Origin of the sequence: Streptomyces sp. NPDC051555, assembly GCF_044454405.1 — a bacterium.
Lineage (GTDB): Bacteria > Actinomycetota > Actinomycetes > Streptomycetales > Streptomycetaceae > Streptomyces.
In genome coordinates this window covers 109586-126281 of the sequence record NZ_JBITDP010000020.1, presented here as the reverse complement: position 1 = coordinate 126281, position 16696 = coordinate 109586, and the positions used below count along the sequence as shown (strand labels likewise).

General features: G+C 73.8%; 17 protein-coding genes. 10 read left to right on the top strand and 7 right to left on the bottom strand.

All coding sequences use genetic code 11. The features are described from left to right. Positions 1 to 41: 41 nt before the first annotated feature. The 4 genes from ACIBEA_RS32500 to ACIBEA_RS32485 all read left to right on the top strand — a co-directional run bounded on the left by ACIBEA_RS32500 (position 42) and on the right by ACIBEA_RS32485 (position 4261). Entirely contained in the window at positions 42 to 953 is a 912-nt protein-coding gene (locus ACIBEA_RS32500; RefSeq protein WP_399266776.1) for an MBL fold metallo-hydrolase, read from the top strand. A 183-nt stretch (positions 954 to 1136) separates the two neighbouring features. Continuing rightward, positions 1137 to 2171, top strand: coding sequence for a phosphotransferase family protein (locus ACIBEA_RS32495; RefSeq protein WP_399266775.1), 1035 nt, complete (start codon positions 1137 to 1139; stop codon positions 2169 to 2171). A gap of 11 nt (positions 2172 to 2182) precedes the next feature. Next, complete coding sequence (locus ACIBEA_RS32490; protein ID WP_399266774.1) at positions 2183 to 3436, top strand: acyl-CoA dehydrogenase family protein; 1254 nt, start codon at positions 2183 to 2185, stop codon at positions 3434 to 3436. A 180-nt stretch (positions 3437 to 3616) separates the two neighbouring features. Next, positions 3617 to 4261 (top strand): acetate uptake transporter, encoded by a 645-nt coding sequence (locus ACIBEA_RS32485; RefSeq protein WP_399266773.1) that lies wholly within the window; start codon positions 3617 to 3619, stop codon positions 4259 to 4261. Between the two features lie 29 nt (positions 4262 to 4290). Here the strand turns inward: ACIBEA_RS32485 and ACIBEA_RS32480 are convergent, their stop codons facing one another. The 3 genes from ACIBEA_RS32480 to ACIBEA_RS32470 are packed head-to-tail and all read right to left on the bottom strand — an operon-like array spanning position 4291 to position 7603. Next, positions 4291 to 4965: a TetR/AcrR family transcriptional regulator gene (locus tag ACIBEA_RS32480; RefSeq protein ID WP_399266772.1), complete on the bottom strand. Its 675-nt coding sequence runs from the start codon at positions 4963 to 4965 to the stop codon at positions 4291 to 4293. Between the two features lie 56 nt (positions 4966 to 5021). After that, positions 5022 to 6767 (bottom strand): class I adenylate-forming enzyme family protein, encoded by a 1746-nt coding sequence (locus ACIBEA_RS32475; protein ID WP_399266771.1) that lies wholly within the window; start codon positions 6765 to 6767, stop codon positions 5022 to 5024. Next, a complete protein-coding gene (locus ACIBEA_RS32470; protein WP_399266770.1) occupies positions 6764 to 7603 on the bottom strand; it encodes an SDR family oxidoreductase in 840 nt (279 codons plus the stop codon). The genes ACIBEA_RS32475 and ACIBEA_RS32470 overlap by 4 nt, the downstream gene beginning before the upstream one ends. Before the next feature lie 111 nt (positions 7604 to 7714). Here ACIBEA_RS32470 and ACIBEA_RS32465 point away from each other — a divergent pair, with 111 nt between their 5' ends. From ACIBEA_RS32465 to ACIBEA_RS32450, 4 genes are all read left to right on the top strand, one after another. Then, the gene (locus ACIBEA_RS32465; RefSeq protein WP_399266769.1) at positions 7715 to 8968 is read left to right on the top strand and encodes an exo-beta-N-acetylmuramidase NamZ domain-containing protein; all 1254 of its coding nucleotides are present in this window, start codon (positions 7715 to 7717) and stop codon (positions 8966 to 8968) included. 167 nt (positions 8969 to 9135) lie between these two features. Beyond that, a complete protein-coding gene (locus ACIBEA_RS32460) occupies positions 9136 to 10494 on the top strand; it encodes a serine-threonine protein kinase (RefSeq protein WP_399266768.1) in 1359 nt (452 codons plus the stop codon). 139 nt (positions 10495 to 10633) lie between these two features. Then, positions 10634 to 11179 (top strand): hypothetical protein, encoded by a 546-nt coding sequence (locus ACIBEA_RS32455; RefSeq protein WP_399266767.1) that lies wholly within the window; start codon positions 10634 to 10636, stop codon positions 11177 to 11179. Positions 11180 to 11264: 85 nt separating this feature from the next. After that, the gene (locus ACIBEA_RS32450) at positions 11265 to 12092 is read left to right on the top strand and encodes a 3-keto-5-aminohexanoate cleavage protein (protein WP_399266766.1); all 828 of its coding nucleotides are present in this window, start codon (positions 11265 to 11267) and stop codon (positions 12090 to 12092) included. On the opposite strand, the gene soxR is transcribed toward ACIBEA_RS32450, so the two are convergent. After that, entirely contained in the window at positions 12074 to 12532 is a 459-nt protein-coding gene (gene soxR / locus ACIBEA_RS32445) for a redox-sensitive transcriptional activator SoxR (RefSeq protein ID WP_385782756.1), read from the bottom strand. The two genes, ACIBEA_RS32450 and soxR, sit on opposite strands and share 19 nt — an antisense overlap. A 270-nt stretch (positions 12533 to 12802) precedes the next feature. On the opposite strand from soxR, the gene ACIBEA_RS32440 reads away from it, so the two are divergent. Next, positions 12803 to 13264 carry a MaoC family dehydratase gene (locus tag ACIBEA_RS32440; protein ID WP_354383576.1) on the top strand — a complete coding sequence of 154 codons (462 nt, stop codon included), beginning with the start codon at positions 12803 to 12805 and terminating at the stop codon, positions 13262 to 13264. A 34-nt stretch (positions 13265 to 13298) separates the two neighbouring features. Here ACIBEA_RS32440 and ACIBEA_RS32435 read toward each other — a convergent pair whose 3' ends face one another. From ACIBEA_RS32435 to ACIBEA_RS32425, 3 genes are all read right to left on the bottom strand, one after another. Continuing rightward, positions 13299 to 13925 (bottom strand): TetR/AcrR family transcriptional regulator, encoded by a 627-nt coding sequence (locus ACIBEA_RS32435; protein ID WP_399266765.1) that lies wholly within the window; start codon positions 13923 to 13925, stop codon positions 13299 to 13301. A 72-nt stretch (positions 13926 to 13997) separates the two neighbouring features. Beyond that, positions 13998 to 14312 carry a YiaA/YiaB family inner membrane protein gene (locus ACIBEA_RS32430; protein WP_399266764.1) on the bottom strand — a complete coding sequence of 105 codons (315 nt, stop codon included), beginning with the start codon at positions 14310 to 14312 and terminating at the stop codon, positions 13998 to 14000. Between the two features lie 110 nt (positions 14313 to 14422). Continuing rightward, the gene (locus ACIBEA_RS32425; protein WP_399266763.1) at positions 14423 to 15580 is read right to left on the bottom strand and encodes an acyl-CoA dehydrogenase family protein; all 1158 of its coding nucleotides are present in this window, start codon (positions 15578 to 15580) and stop codon (positions 14423 to 14425) included. Positions 15581 to 15699: 119 nt separating this feature from the next. On the opposite strand from ACIBEA_RS32425, the gene ACIBEA_RS32420 reads away from it, so the two are divergent. After that, complete coding sequence (locus ACIBEA_RS32420; protein WP_399266762.1) at positions 15700 to 16344, top strand: TetR/AcrR family transcriptional regulator; 645 nt, start codon at positions 15700 to 15702, stop codon at positions 16342 to 16344. Positions 16345 to 16696 lie beyond the last annotated feature (352 nt).

Below are 16696 nucleotides of genomic sequence, written 5' to 3'. Positions count from 1 at the left end.
GGATGCTGCCCGCCCGTCAAAGCGACCCGGGGAGAGCGCAGATGACCGCAGACAAGCCCTACCTCGTCCAGCCGGCGCCCGGCGTCTTCGCCTACATACAGCCGGACGGCGGTTGGTGCCTGAACAACGCCGGCTTCGTGACCGGCGGCGGCCGGAGCCTGCTCGTCGACACCGCGGCGACCGAACGCCGGGCCCTGGCCCTGCGCGACGCCATCACCTCGACCGGGTCGCCGCTGCCGCGCACCGTGGTCAACACCCACCACCACGGCGACCACACCTACGGCAACGCCGTCTTCACCCCCGAGGCGCTCGTCCTCGGCCACGACCGCTGCCGCTCGGAGCAGTTGGACGCGGGGCGCCAGCTCGAACTGATCTGGCCGGAGACCGACTTCGGCGCCCTGCCCATCACCGCGCCCGACCTCACCTACAGCGAGCGCGCCACGGTGCACGTGGGCGACACCGAGGTGGAGGTGATCCACCCGGGCGTCGCGCACACCGTCGGCGACTCGGTGGTGTGGCTGCCGCGGCAGCGGACCGTCTTCACCGGGGACCTGGTCTTCGCCGAGGGCACCCCCTTCCTGGCCATGGGTTCGTTGGCCGGCTCGCTGCGGGCGCTGGAGCTGCTGCGCGCCCTGGACGCGGAGACCGTCGTACCGGGCCACGGGCCGCTGACGGACCCGTCGGCGTACGAGGCCACCGAGCGCTACCTGCGCTACGTCGACCAGCTCGCCCGGGAGGGCAAGGAGCGGGGGGACACCCCGCTGGAGGTCGCGCGGCGGGCGGACCTCGGGGAGTTCGCGCTCTGGCGGGAGAGCGAGCGGCTGGTGGCCAACCTGCACCGGGCCTACGCGGAGCTGGACGGGGGCACCCTCGGGGAGCCGCTGGACATCATGGCGGTGCTGCGGGACATGACGGTGATGAACGGCGGAGTTCCGATCGCCTGCCACGCCTGACGGCGGGTCGGGGCGACGGAGGCGTCGGAGGCGGGGCGGGTCCGGCTCCGGCTCCGGCTCCGGGGCGAAGTTTCGGTCCGCACTCTGGACGGCATACCGACCGGTCGGCATGATGGCTGCGAGACATGCGGGACACGCACCCGACCGGGCACCTCCCGCCCCTTCCGTACGGAGGTCCGCACCATGACCACACCACCGGCCGCCGACCCCCGGGGCCTCGACCTGGAGCGGCTGCGCGCCCACCTCGACCGCGAGCGCCCCGGCCTGGTGTCCGGGCCGCTGCGCGGCCGGCTGATCGAGGGCGGCCGGTCGAACCTCACCTACGAGATCACCGACGGCGCCGCGCGCTGGGTGGTCCGGCGCCCGCCGCTCGGGCACGTCCTGGCCACCGCGCACGACATGCGCCGCGAACACCGGGTGATCGCGGCGCTGCACGGCACGGCGGTGCCGGTGCCCGGGGCGCTGCTGCTCTGCGAGGACGAATCGGTGCTCGGCGCGCCCTTCTACGTCATGGAGTACGTGGAGGGGGTGCCCTACCGCACGGCCGGGCAGCTGGCCGCCCTCGGCCCCGAGCGGACCCGCCGGGCGGTGCTCGGCCTGGTGGACACCCTGGTCGAGCTGCACGCGGTGGATCCGCGGGCCGTGGGCCTGGACGACTTCGGCCGCCCCGAGGGCTTCCTCGACCGGCAGCTGCGGCGCTGGGGCAAGCAGCTGGCAGCCTCCCGGGGGCGGGAGCTGGCCGGCATCGACGAGCTGCACGGCGCGCTCGGCCGGGCCCTGCCCGACTCCCCCGCCCCCACCGTGGTCCACGGGGACTTCCGGCTCGACAACGTGTTGATCGGCGGGCCGGACGACACCATCCGGGCGGTGCTGGACTGGGAGATGTCCACCCTCGGCGATCCGCTGACCGACCTCGGGCTGCTGGTGATGTACAGCTCCGACCTGGGGCTGACCGAGTCGCCGGTGAGCACGACCAGCGGGGCTCCGGGCCATCCGGCGCCGGCCGAGCTGATCGAGCGGTACGCCGCCCGTTCGGGCCGGGACACCGGGGCGATCTCCTGGTACACGGCCTTCGCCTGGTTCAAGCTCGCGGTCATCCTCGAAGGCATCCATTACCGCTTCACCCTCGGCCAGACCGTGGGAGCGGGTTTCGACCGGATCGGCGAGCTGGTCCCGGTCTTCATCGAACACGGTCTGACGACCCTCCAGGAAGGCTGAGGCACGCGCCCATGGACTTCGCATTCGACGCCCGGACCGAGGAACTCCGCGAGCGGTTGCTCGCGTTCATGCACGCGTACGTCTACCCCGCGGAGTCGGTGGCGGCCGAGCAGCGGGCCCGGCTGGCCTCGCCCTGGGACACCCCGGCGGTCTTCGGCGACCTCAAGGCCGAGGCTCGCCGCCAGGGCCTGTGGAACCTCTTCTTCGTGGAGGGGCAGGGCGGGGACGGGCACGCCGCGCCGGGCGAGCGTTACGGCGCCGGGCTGACCAACCTCCAGTACGCGCCGCTCGCCGAGATCACCGGCCGCAGTCCGCACCTGGCCCCGATGGCCACCAACTGCGCGGCCCCGGACACCGGGAACATGGAGCTGCTGGCCCAGTTCGGGGACGACGAGCAGAAGAAGCGGTGGCTGGAGCCGCTGCTGGCCGGGGAGATCCGGTCCGCGTTCGCCATGACCGAGCCCGAGGTGGCCTCCTCGGACGCCACGAACGTCGAGACCCGGATCGAGCGCTCCGCGGACGGCGGGAGCTACGTGGTCACCGGGCGCAAGTGGTACATCTCCGGGGCGATGAACCCGGACTGCAAGGTCTTCATCGTGATGGGCAAGACGGACCCGGACCACGCCGATCCGCGCCGCCAGCAGTCGATGATCCTCGTGCCGCGGGACGCTCCGGGCGTCGAGGTCCGGCGCGCGATGAGCGTGTACGGCTACCAGGACCACGACCACGGCGGTCACGCCGAGGTGGTCTTCGACGGCGCACGGGTCCCGGCCTCCCACCTGATCGGGGACGAGGGCAGCGGCTTCGCCATCGCCCAGGCCCGGCTCGGCCCCGGTCGCATCCACCACTGCATGCGGCTGATCGGGATGGCCGAGCGGGCCATCGAGCTGATGTGCCGGCGCGCGCTGGGCCGCACCGCCTTCGGCAAGGAGCTGGCCGAGCAGGGGGTGGTGCAGAACTGGATCGCGGACGCCCGGGTGACCGTGGAGCAGCTGCGGCTGCTGGTGCTGAAGACGGCCTGGCTGATGGACACGGCCGGCAACCGGGGCGCGCACACCGAGATCCAGGCCATCAAGATCGCGACCCCGCGCGCGGTGGTCGGGATCCTGGACCAGGCGGTGCAGTTGCACGGAGCCGGCGGGGTCAGCCAGGACTTCCCGCTCGCGGAGCTGTGGGCGGCGGCGCGGACGCTGCGGCTGGCGGACGGTCCGGACGAGGTGCACCAGCGGTCGCTGGCGCGGCGGGAGCTGAAGCAGTACCGCTGAGCACCGGGTGTCGCGGCGGGCCGTCCCCGCGGTCCGCCGCGGGAACGGCCCGCGGGTCTCGCGAGGGGCCGCGGGTGGCGAGGGGCCGATCTTCGGCCGTGAGGGGGACTTTCGACTGGTCTGGACCTCCGTAAAGGTCCGATATATTCGGTATACCCCCCACCGAAAGTGCTCCTCGTCATGCCTAGCTCCACTCTGGCCCCGGCTCCGGTGGCTCCCGCCGCCGCGCCCGCCGCCGAAGCCTCCGCCGCGCCTTCCGCCCCGTCCGGGCGGGTCGCCAACCCCGGACCGCTCGGTCTGGCCGCCTTCGCACTGACCACCTTCGTGCTCAGCCTCTTCAACTCGGGCCTGATCTCGAACGCGGCGCTCAGCGCCGTCGTGCTCCCGCTGGCGCTGTTCTACGGCGGTCTCGCGCAGTTCGTCGCGGGCATCATGGAGTTCCGCCGCGGCAACACCTTCGGGACCACGGCGTTCGTCTCGTACGGCGCCTTCTGGATGTCCTTCGCGGGCTACGTGAAGTTCGTCGTCCCGACGCTGCCGGCCGACCAGGCGCACGTCGCCACCGGCTGGTTCCTCGTGGCCTGGTTCGTCTTCACCGCCTACATGTCCGTCGCCGCGCTGAAGCTGGACGTCGCGCACCGCGCGCTCTTCATCTCGCTGGCGCTGACCTTCCTCTTCCTCGCGCTGGGCGATCTGACCGAGGTCACCGCGCTCGGCCACACCGGCGGCTTCCTCGGCCTGCTGACCGCGGGCATCGCCTGGTACATCTCCTTCGCCGTGGTGGCCGAGGACACGTGGGGCCGCAAGGTCCTCCCGCTGGGCTGATCCCGGCGGACGACGCCTACGGGCGGCGGTTACGGGCGCAGCGAGCGCAGCAGCAGGTCGGCGAGGTGATCGGCGACCTGCTGCGGCGTGAGCGGGCCGTCCTCGCGGTACCAGGTGGACAGGTGGTGGACCGACCCGAAGTGGTAGTCCACGATCAGGTCGGCGGGGGTGACGGCGGCGAAGACCCCGCTCAGCTGGCCCTCTTCGACCAGGGCCCGGAAGCGCTCGTGGTAGCGCCGCCGCTCGGCCCGCACCTGCTTGTACTTCTCCGGGCTGAGCTGGTGCATCGAGCGGAAGAAGATCATCGCGTCGTCGAGGTTCTCGATCGTGGTGACCACCACGTCGGCCGCGGCCGCCCGCAGTCGTTCCTCGACGGGTGCCGCGGAGTCGGCGATCGCGTCGAGCCGCTGCTGCTGCAGGCGCAGCATCCGCGCGTACACCTCGTGCAGCAGGTCGTCCTTGGATCCGAAGTAGTGGTAGAGGGCGCCCTTGGTGACCCCTGCCGCCTCGACGATCTCCTGGACGGAGGTGCGGTCGTAGCCGCGCTCGGCGAAGAGCCGGGTCGCGACGGCCAGCAGCCGCTGCGGGACCGGCGCGTCCGGCGCCGCGGCGGCGTCCTTGGCCCGCGCGGGCTCCCTCGGCGGGCGCGTGGACTCCTGCGGGCGCGTGGACTCCTGCTGCCGCGCCGGCTCCCTGGTTTCCATGGCCTTCGCCTTCCCTTCGCCTTCACCTTCGAACGCGACGCGCCCACCGCTGATTTTCAGCCGCGCTCGCGCAGTTCCCGTCGCAGGATCTTGCCACTGGTCGTCTTCGGGAGAACAGGCAGTATCTCGACCTGGCGCGGGTACTTGTACGCGGCGATGCGCTCGGCGCAGTACGCGGACAGTTCGGCGGGCTCCATGGACATACCGGGGCGAAGGCTGACGTACGCCTTCACACTCTCCCCCCGATAAGGGTCCGGAACGCCCACGACGGCGGCTTCGCGGACGGCCGGGTGCGTGTAGAGGAGGTCCTCGACCTCGCGCGGCCAGACCTTGAAACCGGACGCGTTGATCATGTCCTTCTTGCGGTCGACCACATAGAGCCAGCCATCCGCGTCCATGAAGCCGATGTCCCCGGTCCGCAGTTCGCCGCCCGGGAAGGCCTTGGCCGTGTCGGCGGGCAACCGCCAGTAGCCGGGCACCACCTGGGGCCCGCGGACGGCGATCTCCCCGCTCTCGCCGAGCGGCACCTCGGCGCCGCGCTCGTCGAGGATGCGTACGACCGTGTCCGCGCCCGGGACGCCGACGGAGAGGGTGCCGGAGGCCGGGTCGACCGGCGCTTCGAGGTGCGGGGGCACGGAGGCGCAGGGGGCGGTGCATTCGGTGAGCCCGTAGCCGTTGCGGAGGTAGAAGCCGAAGGCGGCGCGCAGCCGCTCGACCAGCGCGGGCGGCAGCGGGGCACCGCCGGAGGAGATCACCCGGAACGAGGCGAAGTGGTCGCGGGTGGCGCCGGGGTGGGCGGCGAGCGCCATGAAGGCGGTGGCCGGGCCGACGGTGTAGGCCGGACGGTGTTCGAGGAAGGCGTCCAGGACCACGCCGGCGTCGAAGCGGTGGGCGAGGGCGAGGGTGCCCGCGTTGCGGAAGCAGGCGGCGAGTTCGCAGACCAGGCCGGTGATGTGGAAGAGCGGGGCGAGGGCGAAGTAGGTGGCGCCCTCGGGGACCGGGTGGGCGCTCACCTGGCGCTCCGCGTTGTGGGTGATCGCGCCGTGCGGGTTCAAGGCGCCCTTGGGGGTGCCGCTGGTGCCGGAGGTGTAGCTGATCAGCGCGGTGTCGGCGGGGCCGGTGTCCGGGAAGGCGGGGGCTCGGTGGCCGTGGCGGGCCACCGCGAGGAAGTCCTCGGCGATGCCGTCCGGCAGCGGCGGACTCTGGTCCGGGTCCGGGTCCGGGTCCAGGACGCGGGTGTCGCCGCGGGTCTGGAAGTCCAGGTCGCGGGCGGTGAGCACGGTGCGTACGTCCGTGCCCTCCACGGTCCCTTCCAGGTACGCCGCCCAGGCGCGGCGGTCGCAGACCAGCGCGGCCGCCCCGGAGTCGCGCAGGACGTGCGCCACCTCGGCGGACTTGTACATCGGGTTGAGCGGGACCACGACGGCCCCGGTCTTCCAGGCGGCGAGGACGGCGAGCGCGAAGTGGGGGGTGTTCTGGAGCATGACCGCGACCCGGTCCCCCGCCCGCACCCCGCGCGCGGCGAGGTACCCGGCGACGGAGTCGGAGAGCGCGTCCGCCCCGGCGTAGTCGATCCGCCCGTCGAAGTAGGCGAGCGCGGTCCGGCCCGGGGCCCGGGCCACGGCGTCGCGGAAGGCGTGCAGCACGGTGGGCGGTGGGCTCACGGGGGCCCGCTGGGCGGCGGTGAGCCGGCCGAGCCAGGGGCGCGCGGCGTAGGGCGAGCCGGGCGGCTCCGGGTGGGGGGCCCGGTGCGCGGGCTGTTCCTCGTCGGGCCCGGGGCCCTGGTGCGCGGGCCCGGTCACCGGCTCTCCCACTTCTGCTGGAGGTGGTTCATCCCGCTGAGCCAGCGGTCGGGGTCGGCGGCGCGGGCTGCGGCGTATCCGGCGACCTCGGGGTGCGGGAGGATCAGGAACCGGCCCTGCGCCATGCCGTCGAAGAGGGCGTCCACGACCGCTGCGGGCTCGATGGCGGTCGGCGCGAGCACCAGCTCGCCGGCGGAACCCGCGGCCGTCAGCATGTCGGTGCGCACTCCCTGCGGGCAGATGGCGTGGACCTGGATCCCGCGGTGGCGGTAGGTCAGCGACAGCCATTCGGCGAAGGCGAGTGCACCGTGCTTGGTGACACTGTACGGCGCGGCTCCGATCATGGTCAGGAGCCCGGCGGCCGAGACGGTGGAGACGAACCGGCCGCCGCCCCGCTCCAGCCAGTGCGGCAGCAGTGCGCGGGCCGCCCGGACGTGGGCCATCACGTTCGTCTGCCAGGCGGCGTCCCAGACGGCCTCGTCGGCGAAGGCGTCACCGCCCGAGGCGAGCCCGGCGTTGGCGCAGTAGACGTCCACCGTGCCGCCCAGGGCCTCGCGGGCCTCGGCCACGACGGCCGAGGCGTCGCCGGGCAGCGCGATCGCCGACGGGCCGATCTCCCCCGCCACGCTCTCGGCCTTCGCGGGGTCGAGGTCGTTGACCACGACGGTCGCACCCTCGGCGGCGAACCGGTGCGCGAGGGCGGCGCCGATCCCGCCGCCCGCGCCGGTGACGACGACGCGCGCGCCCTCGTGTCCGCGCCGGTCGTCGAGCGTGCCGGCGTGCGCGCCCGGGTCGGGTTCGTGCTGCTCCTGCCGGCCGTGCTGCTCCGTGCCCACTGGATCCGCCCCTCGTCGCCTGCCGTCGCCCGCGCCGGATCGCGCCGGTCGACGGCAGACTAACCAGTCGGTATGCCGGGGTGGAAGGGTGCCGACGCCTAGCGTGGGCCGATGGATCTGTCGCGACGGGGACTGCTGGGAGTGGCGGGGGCGCTGGGGGCCGCGGGCGCGGTGGGCGCCGCCGCGCCGGGGCCGGGGCGGGGCCGGACGCCGGGGCGGGTGGTGACCGGGCTGGAGCGGTTGGTGGCCGACGGGTACGCGGAGCTCGCCGGGCAGCGGGTCGGGGTGGTGACCAACCCCACCGGGATCACCGCCGACGCGCGCCACCTGGTCGACGTACTGCACGCGGACGAACGGGTGCGCCTGGTGGCGGTGTTCGGGCCGGAGCACGGCTTCCGCGGGACCGCGCAGGCGGGCGGGTCGGAGGGGACCTCCCGCGACCCGGCGACGGGACTGCCCGTGTACGACGTCTACGACAAGAGCGGGCAGGCGCTCGCGGACGTCTTCACGGCGGCCGGCGTGGACACCGTGGTCTTCGACGTCCAGGACGTGGGCGCGCGGTTCTACACCTACATCTGGACGCTGTACGACTGCATGCGGGCGGCCGCGCTGGCGGACAAGGCCCTGGTGGTCCTGGACCGGCCCAATCCGGTGGGCGGGGCCCGGGCCTGCGGTCCGGTGCTGGAGCGGGCGTACGCCAGCGGCGTGGGCCGGGAGCCGATCGCGCTCGCGCACGGGATGACGGCGGCCGAGCTGGCACTGCTGTTCAACGGCGAGTTCCTGGCGGCGCGCCCGGTGCGGCTGCGCACGGTCGCGATGTCCGGATGGCGGCGCCGGGACCGGTTCGGGGCGACGGGGTTGCCGTGGGTGCCGCCGAGCCCGAACGTGCCGACCCCGGAATCGGCGCTCGCCTACGCCGGGACCTGCCTCTTCGAGGGGACGAACCTGTCCGAGGGGCGGGGCACCACCACCCCCTTCCAGGTGCTGGGCGCGGAGGGCGTCGACCGGCGCTGGGCGCGGGAGGCGGATGCGCTGGGGCTGCCGGGCGTGTGGTTCCGGGAGGCGTACTTCACCCCGTCCTTCTCCAAGCACGCCGGGCGGGTGTGCGGCGGGGTGCGGCTGCTGGTGCACGACCCGGAGGTCTTCGACCCGGTGCGGACCGGGATCGGGCTGCTGGTGAGCGCGCGGAGCAGTTGGAGCGGCTTCGCGTGGCGCGCGGACCACTGGATCGACCGGCTGACCGGATCGGACCGGGTCCGGCTGATGGTGGACGCCGGGGCGGGGGTCGCGGAGATCGTGGCGGACTGGGAGGCGGGGCTGGCGCGGTTCGCCGCGGTCCGGGAGAAGTACCTGCTCTATCCCTGAGGCGCGTACCGGGGGGACGTGCCCATGGGACCTGCCGAGGGGACCTGCCGAGAGGACCTGCCGGTGCGGTCGGTGCGGTCGTGGGGCTGGCCGGTCGGGGGTGCCCGCAGGATGCTGTCGGCACCGGCCGCGCCGCGGCCCGGCGGTGCGACGCGGAGGGGGACGTCATGGCGGGTGCGGGAGTGCCGGGCGCGGCGGCTGGAGCCGTCGGGGCGGCTGGGGCCGCCGGCGTGGGCGTACGGCCGTACGCGGAGCTGGTCTTCGACGCGGACGGGGACGTGGATCCGGCGTCCCGGGACGCGGTGGCCCGGCTGGACGCGACGGACCTGTTCGTCTTCGCGCACGGCTGGAACAGCGACCGGGCCACCTCCACCCAGCTCTACGACCACTTCTTCGCGCCGTTCCCCGGGCTGCTGGGGCCGGGGGTGCGGCCCGGGTACGTGGGGGTGTTCTGGCCGTCGATGGTCTTCTCCGACGATCCGCCGCCGAACTTCGGACACCTGGCCGCGGTCGCGGACACCGGATACGCGGTGCGGTTGGATCCGCGGACGCGGTCGGCGCTCGGGGAGTTCTGGCCGGGCCGGGAGGCCGAGTTGGACCGGCTGACGCAGCTTCTCGAAGAACAGCCGGAGTCGGCCGCCTCGCTCATCGAATTCGGCGCACTGATACGGGAGTTGAGCGGCACGAATGCCCCGGCGGGCCCGGGAGCGACCGCGCCCGCCCGAGTGCCGCTGATGTTCACCGAGGACGTGCTGGAGGTGTGCCGCACCTTCACGGAGGCGCTGGCGGATACCGGGGCGCTGGACGGCGCACCGCCGGTGGCGGGGGCGCATGGCCTCTCGGCCGGATCCGCCGCGCACTCCCTCTGGAACGGCGCCAAGGAGTTGCTGAGGCAGGCCACTTACTACCGGATGAAGCACCGCGCCGGGGTCGTCGGCGAGCACGGACTCGGCCCGGTGCTGGCGGGGTCGCCGCGGACGCCGGGCGGCGGGACGGGCCCGCGGATCCACCTGATCGGGCACAGCTTCGGGGCCCGGGTGGTCTCGTTCGCGCTGCGCGGGCTGCCGGCGGCCGGACCGCGTTCCGTACGCTCGGTGACCCTGCTCCAAGGAGCCTTCTCCCACTACGCGTTCGCCGCCGGACTGCCGTTCGGCCCGGGCGCCGGCGACCTGCACGGTCTCCAGACGAGGGTGGACGGACCGGTGGTCGCCTGCCATTCGGGCTTCGACACCGCCCTGAAGGTGTTCTACCCGCTGGCCTCCCGCATGGCCGGGGACGCGACCGGTTTCGCGGGTTTCGACGCCCGGTGGGGAGCGGTCGGGCACGACGGCATCCAGGAGGTGCCCGGCTCGGCACGGCTGACCTTGGACGCGGCGCTGCGCGGCGGGCTCCCGACCGGTGGGTGCGTGAGCGTGGACGCGGCGTCCGTGGTGCGGCGCGGAGGGGCACCTTTCGGGGCGCACAGCGACGTCTGCCACGAGGAACTGGCCCGCCTGGTCACACTGGCGGGGCGCGTGGGGCGCTGACTTCCGGCCATGTGCCACCCGCACGCCTCGACCGCCCCCGCATGCGCCCGCGCCCGGGCGGGCATGTTGGGCACATCAAGGACATGTGACGTCACTCGATGCCGTGTGCGGGCACGAGCGCGACGGAGGTGCAGGTGTGATGGCGGGTTTCCGTAGTCTGGCGTACCAGGTGCGCGACGCGGGCAACGACCGGGCCCTGCGGCGCCATTCACTGCGCCGCTGTCTGGAGCGTTTCGCCCCGTACGGGCACCGGGCGACCTGGTGGCACCTGTGCGACCGGCACGGGATAGGACCCGACGACCGGGGCGCGGACCCGCTCAGGCTGGTCGCCGCGCTGGAGGAGCTGGAGGACGCGCGGGCGGTGTGGCTGGAGTACGAGCGCCATTTCGCCGAGCGTCGGCGCCGGGAGAAGCACGACGGACTGCGGCGCCCGGAGTGGGCGTGGGGCGGCGAGGCGGCGGTCGTACGGTGCGCCGACCCGGACGTCCGCCCGGAGGGCGCGCTGGGCGAGGTGCTGCGACGGCTGGTGAAGGCGCTGGAGTCGGAGCCGGGCACGGCGTGCCCGGTGTGCGGGGACCAGGAGCTGCGCTGGAACGCCCCGGTCGGGCCCGGCCACTGGGTGGGGCCGGTGTGCGCGGGCTGCGGGATCGTGGTGCCCAGACCGGCGCTCGCGGACTCGGCGTGACGGGCGCGGGTGCGTGGGCGGATACGGGGGCCGGTGCGAATACGGGTAAGGGCGCGGGTACAGGTAAGGGCGCGGGTACGGGTTGGTGACGGGAGCCGGGGGCGTGCGGGCCGGCCGGGTCCGGTTGCAGGTGTCGCTGAACGGGGCGCGGACCGCGGCCGACGGGGCCGCGGTGCCGATGTCCCCGCGGGCGCTGGTGGAGTCGGCGCTACGGTCGGTGGCCGCCGGGGCCGCGGAGGTGCTGGTGCGCCCGCGGACCCCGTGCGGGCGCGAGAGCCTTTCGCCGCGGGTGGTCGGGCCGCTGCTCCGGGCGCTGCGGGAGGGCGGGGTCGCGGTGCCGCTGGTGGTGTGCGCGAGCGTGGGCACGGAAGCGGACCCCGGGGCGCGGGTGGCCCGGGTGCGGTCCTGGGAGGTGCTGCCCGACCGGGCAGAGGTGCACTTCGCCGAGCCGGGGGCGGTGGAGCTGGCGGCCGCGCTGGCGGAGCGGGGCGTGGCCGTGGACGCGGTGGTGCCGGGGGCCGTCGGGGGCGCCGGGGGCGGTCCGGAGGGGGCGCTGCGGGTGGCCGCGTTGGCTGGGGTGACCGGGGTGGCTGGGGTGGCTGGGGTGGCTGGGGTGGCGCGACTGGTGGTGGAGGTGGGGGCCGGGGGTGCGGGGGACGGGGGTCCGTGGGACGGGGTGGGTGTGAGTGCCGCGGGCGGGGCGCGCGAGGTGCTGGTGTACGGCCGTGATGCCGCCGCCTGGGGAGCCTTGCTCCGCGGCGCGGGGGTCGGGCCGCACCGATGGGTTCGGACCGGGCTGGGCGACGTACTCCTCTTGCCGGACGGTCGCCCGGCCCGCTCCAACGAAGAACTGGTGGCGGCGGCGCTGGCCCTGCTCGCTACCGGGGCGTCTCGCTACTGGGGTGTGACGTAGAGGCGGGAGCCGGTGATGCGGTCGCCGAAGACGTCGTCCGGGTTGGACAGCACGCAGGTCTCCAGCGAGAGGCAGCCGCAGCCGATGCAATCGCTCAAGTGGTCGCGCAGCCGTCCGAGTTGCTTGATCCGTTGATCGAGCTCGGCGCGCCAGTTCTCGGACAGCCGGGCCCAGTCCTCGTGGGTGGGCGTGCGCTCCTCCGGGAGCTGGGCCAGTGCCTCGCGGATGGTGAGCAGCGGGATGCCGACGCGTTGGGCGGCGCGCACGAAGGCGACGCGGCGCAGCGCGTCACGGGTGTAGCGGCGCTGGTTCCCCGCGGTGCGGCGGCTGCTGATCAGGCCCTTGGTCTCGTAGAAATGGAGCGCGGAGACCGCCGCGCCGCTGCGCGCGGACAGCTGGCCGACGGTGAGTTCGTGGACTTTTTCGGGAATCTGCGGCACCGGGCCGAGCGTAGTCGGTGGCTGTGGGCGTCGACGCCGGAGGTCGGCGGGCGGCGGGGCTCGGGGCGGCGGGCGGCGTGGGGCTGCGGGCGGCGGGGCGGTGGGCGGCGGGGCGGTGGGCGGCGGGGCGGTGGGCGGCGGGGCTCGCGGGTGTCCGTTGACAGACGCAGGTGGTCCCAGCATGCTGAGCAAGCGCTTATTCGTTGATCGAGTTGATCGAGTCGTTGAGTTCGTTCATCGTCGTCGTCGTCGAGGGGCAGGAACACGCACATGGCCGAGCCGAGGATCTTCACGTCCGCCGAGGAACTGCGCGGGGGGATCGGCGAGCCGCTCGGGCCGAGCGAGTGGCTGGAGATCGACCAGAAGCGGGTCGACCTCTTCGCGGACGCCACCGGCGACCACCAGTGGATCCACGTGGACCCCGAGCGCGCGGCGTCCGGACCCTTCGGGACGACCATCGCCCACGGGTACCTGACGCTGTCGCTGCTGCCGAGCCTGGTGCCGCAGACGATGCGGGTCGAGGGCATGAAGATGGGCATCAACTACGGGGTGGACAAGGTCCGTTTCCCCGCGCCCGTGCCCGTCGGCTCGCGCCTGCGGTCCACCGCCGTGATCACCGAGGTCACGGAGGCGGGCGGCGGGGTGCAGGTCGCGGCGACGGTCACGATCGAGCGCGAGGGCGGCGACAAGCCGGTGTGCGTGGCACAGACGGTGTCCCGCTACTACTTCTGAACCGACCGGTACGTCGGGGTGGCCCGCGAGCGCGCTACGGGCGCGCGCCGACCATGCGCAGGACGAGGCCGGCGTAGAGGGCGCCGACCTCGTCGGGCGTGCGCTGACCGGCGGTGCTGAACCAGCGGGCCACGTCGATGCACAGCGACAGCACGGCGAGGGTGGTGCCCGGCACGTCCGGCACGTCGAACTCCCCCGCGCGGACCCCCTCCGCGAGGATCCGGCGGACGGCGGCGTCGCTGCGACGGCGCAGCGCCACGATGTCGGAGCGGTGCTCCGGAGCGAGAGCATCGAGCTCGTACTGGACCACGCGCGCGGTGGTGTGGTGCGCGGCGTGCCAGAGCACGAAGGACCGGACGGCGGCTTCGAGCCGCTGGGCGGCGGTGCCGGGCCCGTCCGCGGCGGTCTCCAGGATCTCCAGGGCCTTGTCGTGGCCGATCCGGCTGATCCGGTGGAGCAGCTCTTCCTTGGTCTTGTAGTGGATGTAGAGCGCGGCCGGGCTCATCCCGGCCCGGCCCGCGATGTCGCGCGTGGTCGTGGCGTGGTAACCGCGTTCGGCGAAGGCCTCGACGGCGGCGAGCAGCAGCCGGCGCGCGGCGTCGGGGGTGACCTCCGACCACGGCTGGTAGCCGCCGGTCGTCGCCTCGTCCGCGATGTCCATCGCCCGCTCACCCTCTTCGCCGTGCTCGTCCCCGCGTGGAAGTGAACACCTTACCGGAGGGTGAGCAAGCGCTTAGCGGTCCTGCGCGGGCTTCGGCGCCGACCGCGGCGTGAAGGGGTCGTACTCCGTCATGATCTTCTCCATCCGGGCCTGGTCGACCCGGGTGACGATCTGGGTCACCTCCTGGCGGTCACGGACCACCTTGGCGAGCGTGAAGGCGGAGGTGACGAGGTAGAGCACCGCGATGCCGAGGAAGGCCCGCACCCACGCGTTCGCCTCCAGGTTGTAGATCCCCAGGGCGACGGCCCCCATGGCGACGCCGAAGGAGGCGACGGCCTGGCCGTAATAGGCCCCCGTGTTCTGCTGCTTGACCGGTGTCTCGTTCATGGGTCCAGCATCGCGAGCGGGCGCGGCCGGGGTAATCCGCGCACGTACTCAGGTGCGTTCACCCCGGTACTCAGGCGCGTGCATGCGTACGGGCGGGACCGACAGGTGGATCAAAAGGCCGAAACCCCGGTCAGGGAACGGCCGATGAGCAGCTTCTGGATCTGACTGGTGCCTTCGTAGAGGGTCATGACGCGGGCGTCGCGCAGCAGCTTCCCCGCCGGATACTCGTCGATGTAGCCGTAACCGCCGTGCACCTGGAGGGCGTTGCTCGCCGCGCGCACCGCGGCCTCGGAGGCGAAGAGCTTGGCGGTCGAGGACTCGGCCGCGAAGGGCAGTCCGCGGTCGATGAGGTCGGCGACCCGCCAGGTGAGCAGCCGGGCCGCGTCCACGTCCACGCTGATGTCGGCGATCAGCTCCTGGACGAGCTGGTGGCCTGCGATCGACTTGCCGAACTGCTCGCGCTGGGCGGCGTACGCGAGGGCAGCGTCCAGCGCCGCCTGGGCGATGCCGACACAGCCCGCGGCGACCGACATCCGACCCTTGGCCAGCGCGGACATCGCGACCGAGAACCCCTTGCCCTCGGGGCCGAGCATCGCGGCGCCCGGAACGCGCACGTCGGCGAAGGCGAGTTCGGCGGTGGCCTGGCCGCGCAGGCCGAGCTTGCCGTGGATCTCACGGCGGGTCAGGCCAGGGCTGTCGGTGGGGACCAGGAAGGCGGAGACCCCGCGGTGGCCGGGCTCGTCGTTGGTGCGGGCGAAGACGAGGACGACGTCCGCCCAGGTGCCGTTGGTGATGAAGGTCTTGGCGCCGTTGACGGTGTAGGTGTCGGTGGCGGGGTCGTGCACGGCGCGGGTGGTGAGGTTGCCGGCGTCCGAACCGGTGCCGGGCTCGGTGAGGCCGAAGCAGCCGAGGGCGTCGCCGGAGCAGAGCCGCGGCAGCCAGGCCCGCTTCTGCTCCTCGTTCCCCCAGGCGGCGACGGTCTTGGCGACCAGGCCGAGGGAGACGGAGACGATGCCGCGCACGGCGGAGTCGGCGCGGCCGAGCTCCTCGGTGACCAGGACGTAGGCGAGGTGGTCGCCGCCGGAGCCGCCGTACTCCTCGGGGACGGTCAGGCCGAGGAAGCCGACGGCGCCGAGCTTCTTGACGATGGCCCGGTCCACGCTCTCGGCGCGGTCCCAGTCGGCGGCGTACGGCGTGATCTCGCGGTCCGCGAAGTCGCGGGCGAGGCGGCGGACCGCGGTCTGCTCCTCGCTGAGTTCCAGGTTCATGGCCACCCCTCGACGCCGCCGGGGCGCCCCTCGGACTCGACAGGACCCGACAGGACTCGCTGACGGACGCTTAAACTACCACCGGTAGTTTAAGCGGGACAGGCCCTACTATGTGGCGCATGGCCAGACCGCGCAAGCCCCTCCTCAGCAGAGAACGCATCGTCACGGCGGCGGGTGCGCTCGTGGACGCGGAGGGGCTGGAGGCGGTCTCGACCCGGCGGCTGGCGGCGGCCCTGGGGGTCAGCGGGCCGTCCCTCTACAACCACTTCCGCACCAAGGACCAGATCCTGGAGGCGGTCGCGGACGCGGTGAGCGCCCGGGTGGACCTGTCGATGTTCGAGGAGGGGGATCCGCGCGACTGGCGCACGGCCCTGGCCGACTGGGCGCACTCCTACCGTGACGCGCTGGCCGACCATCCCCACATCGTGCCGGTACTGGCCCGGGGGCCGGGGCGCCGGCCGGCCGGGCTACGGGTGGCCGACGCGGTGTTCGGTGCGATGACGGCGGCGGGGTGGCCGCCCGCGCAGGCGACGCGGATCGGCGCGCTGATGCGGTACTTCATCCTGGGGTCGGCGGTGGCCTCGTTCGCCCGGGGCTTCGTGGACGACGAGGCGGCGTACGACCCCGCGGACTACCCGCACCTGGGCCAGGCCCACCTGCTGGCCGAGCGCCAGCGCGAGGTAGACCAGGCCGCCTTCGAAACGGGCCTGACAGCCCTACTGGACGGCCTGACCCTCCAACACGAGGCCTTGCGGGGCACATAGCGGGACGGGGCAGGGCGGGGCAGAGCAGATGGTGCGGGTCGCGGATGCGCGGGGCAGGCGGGTGCGGGGCATGGGTGCCGGGACATGGAGGGCGTTCGACGCGGCCAGATCCAGCCCCGCCGGCACTTGAGGCGCACACCGGCCGCAGGACAAAGGCCGAGCCCAGCCAACCCAGCCCCGCCGGCGCTTGAGGCGCACACCGGCCGCAAGACGAAGGCCGAGCTCAGCCAACCCAGCCCCGCCGGCGCTTGAGGCGCACACCGGCCGACGGTGGGGGCCGCGCTCGGCCGCAGGGCACGGCGACGGTCCCGGCGCGCGGGAAGGTACGCGCGCCGGGGTCGGCCCGGGTCCG

Excerpts from the sequence above, each read along its gene's own strand:
- ACIBEA_RS32420 (WP_399266762.1), top strand. The coding sequence starts at position 15,700 with ATGGCCAGACCGCGCAAGCCCCTCCTCAGCAGAGAACGCATCGTCACG.
- ACIBEA_RS32425 (WP_399266763.1), bottom strand. The coding sequence starts at position 15,580 with ATGAACCTGGAACTCAGCGAGGAGCAGACCGCGGTCCGCCGCCTCGCC.
- ACIBEA_RS32480 (WP_399266772.1), bottom strand. The coding sequence starts at position 4,965 with ATGGAAACCAGGGAGCCGGCGCGGCAGCAGGAGTCCACGCGCCCGCAG.
- ACIBEA_RS32455 (WP_399266767.1), top strand. The coding sequence starts at position 10,634 with ATGGCGGGTTTCCGTAGTCTGGCGTACCAGGTGCGCGACGCGGGCAAC.
- ACIBEA_RS32490 (WP_399266774.1), top strand. The coding sequence starts at position 2,183 with ATGGACTTCGCATTCGACGCCCGGACCGAGGAACTCCGCGAGCGGTTG.
- ACIBEA_RS32465 (WP_399266769.1), top strand. The coding sequence starts at position 7,715 with ATGGATCTGTCGCGACGGGGACTGCTGGGAGTGGCGGGGGCGCTGGGG.
- ACIBEA_RS32440 (WP_354383576.1), top strand. The coding sequence starts at position 12,803 with ATGGCCGAGCCGAGGATCTTCACGTCCGCCGAGGAACTGCGCGGGGGG.
- ACIBEA_RS32485 (WP_399266773.1), top strand. The coding sequence starts at position 3,617 with ATGCCTAGCTCCACTCTGGCCCCGGCTCCGGTGGCTCCCGCCGCCGCG.
- ACIBEA_RS32460 (WP_399266768.1), top strand. The coding sequence starts at position 9,136 with ATGGCGGGTGCGGGAGTGCCGGGCGCGGCGGCTGGAGCCGTCGGGGCG.
- ACIBEA_RS32500 (WP_399266776.1), top strand. The coding sequence starts at position 42 with ATGACCGCAGACAAGCCCTACCTCGTCCAGCCGGCGCCCGGCGTCTTC.
- ACIBEA_RS32435 (WP_399266765.1), bottom strand. The coding sequence starts at position 13,925 with ATGGACATCGCGGACGAGGCGACGACCGGCGGCTACCAGCCGTGGTCG.
- ACIBEA_RS32495 (WP_399266775.1), top strand. The coding sequence starts at position 1,137 with ATGACCACACCACCGGCCGCCGACCCCCGGGGCCTCGACCTGGAGCGG.
- ACIBEA_RS32430 (WP_399266764.1), bottom strand. The coding sequence starts at position 14,312 with ATGAACGAGACACCGGTCAAGCAGCAGAACACGGGGGCCTATTACGGC.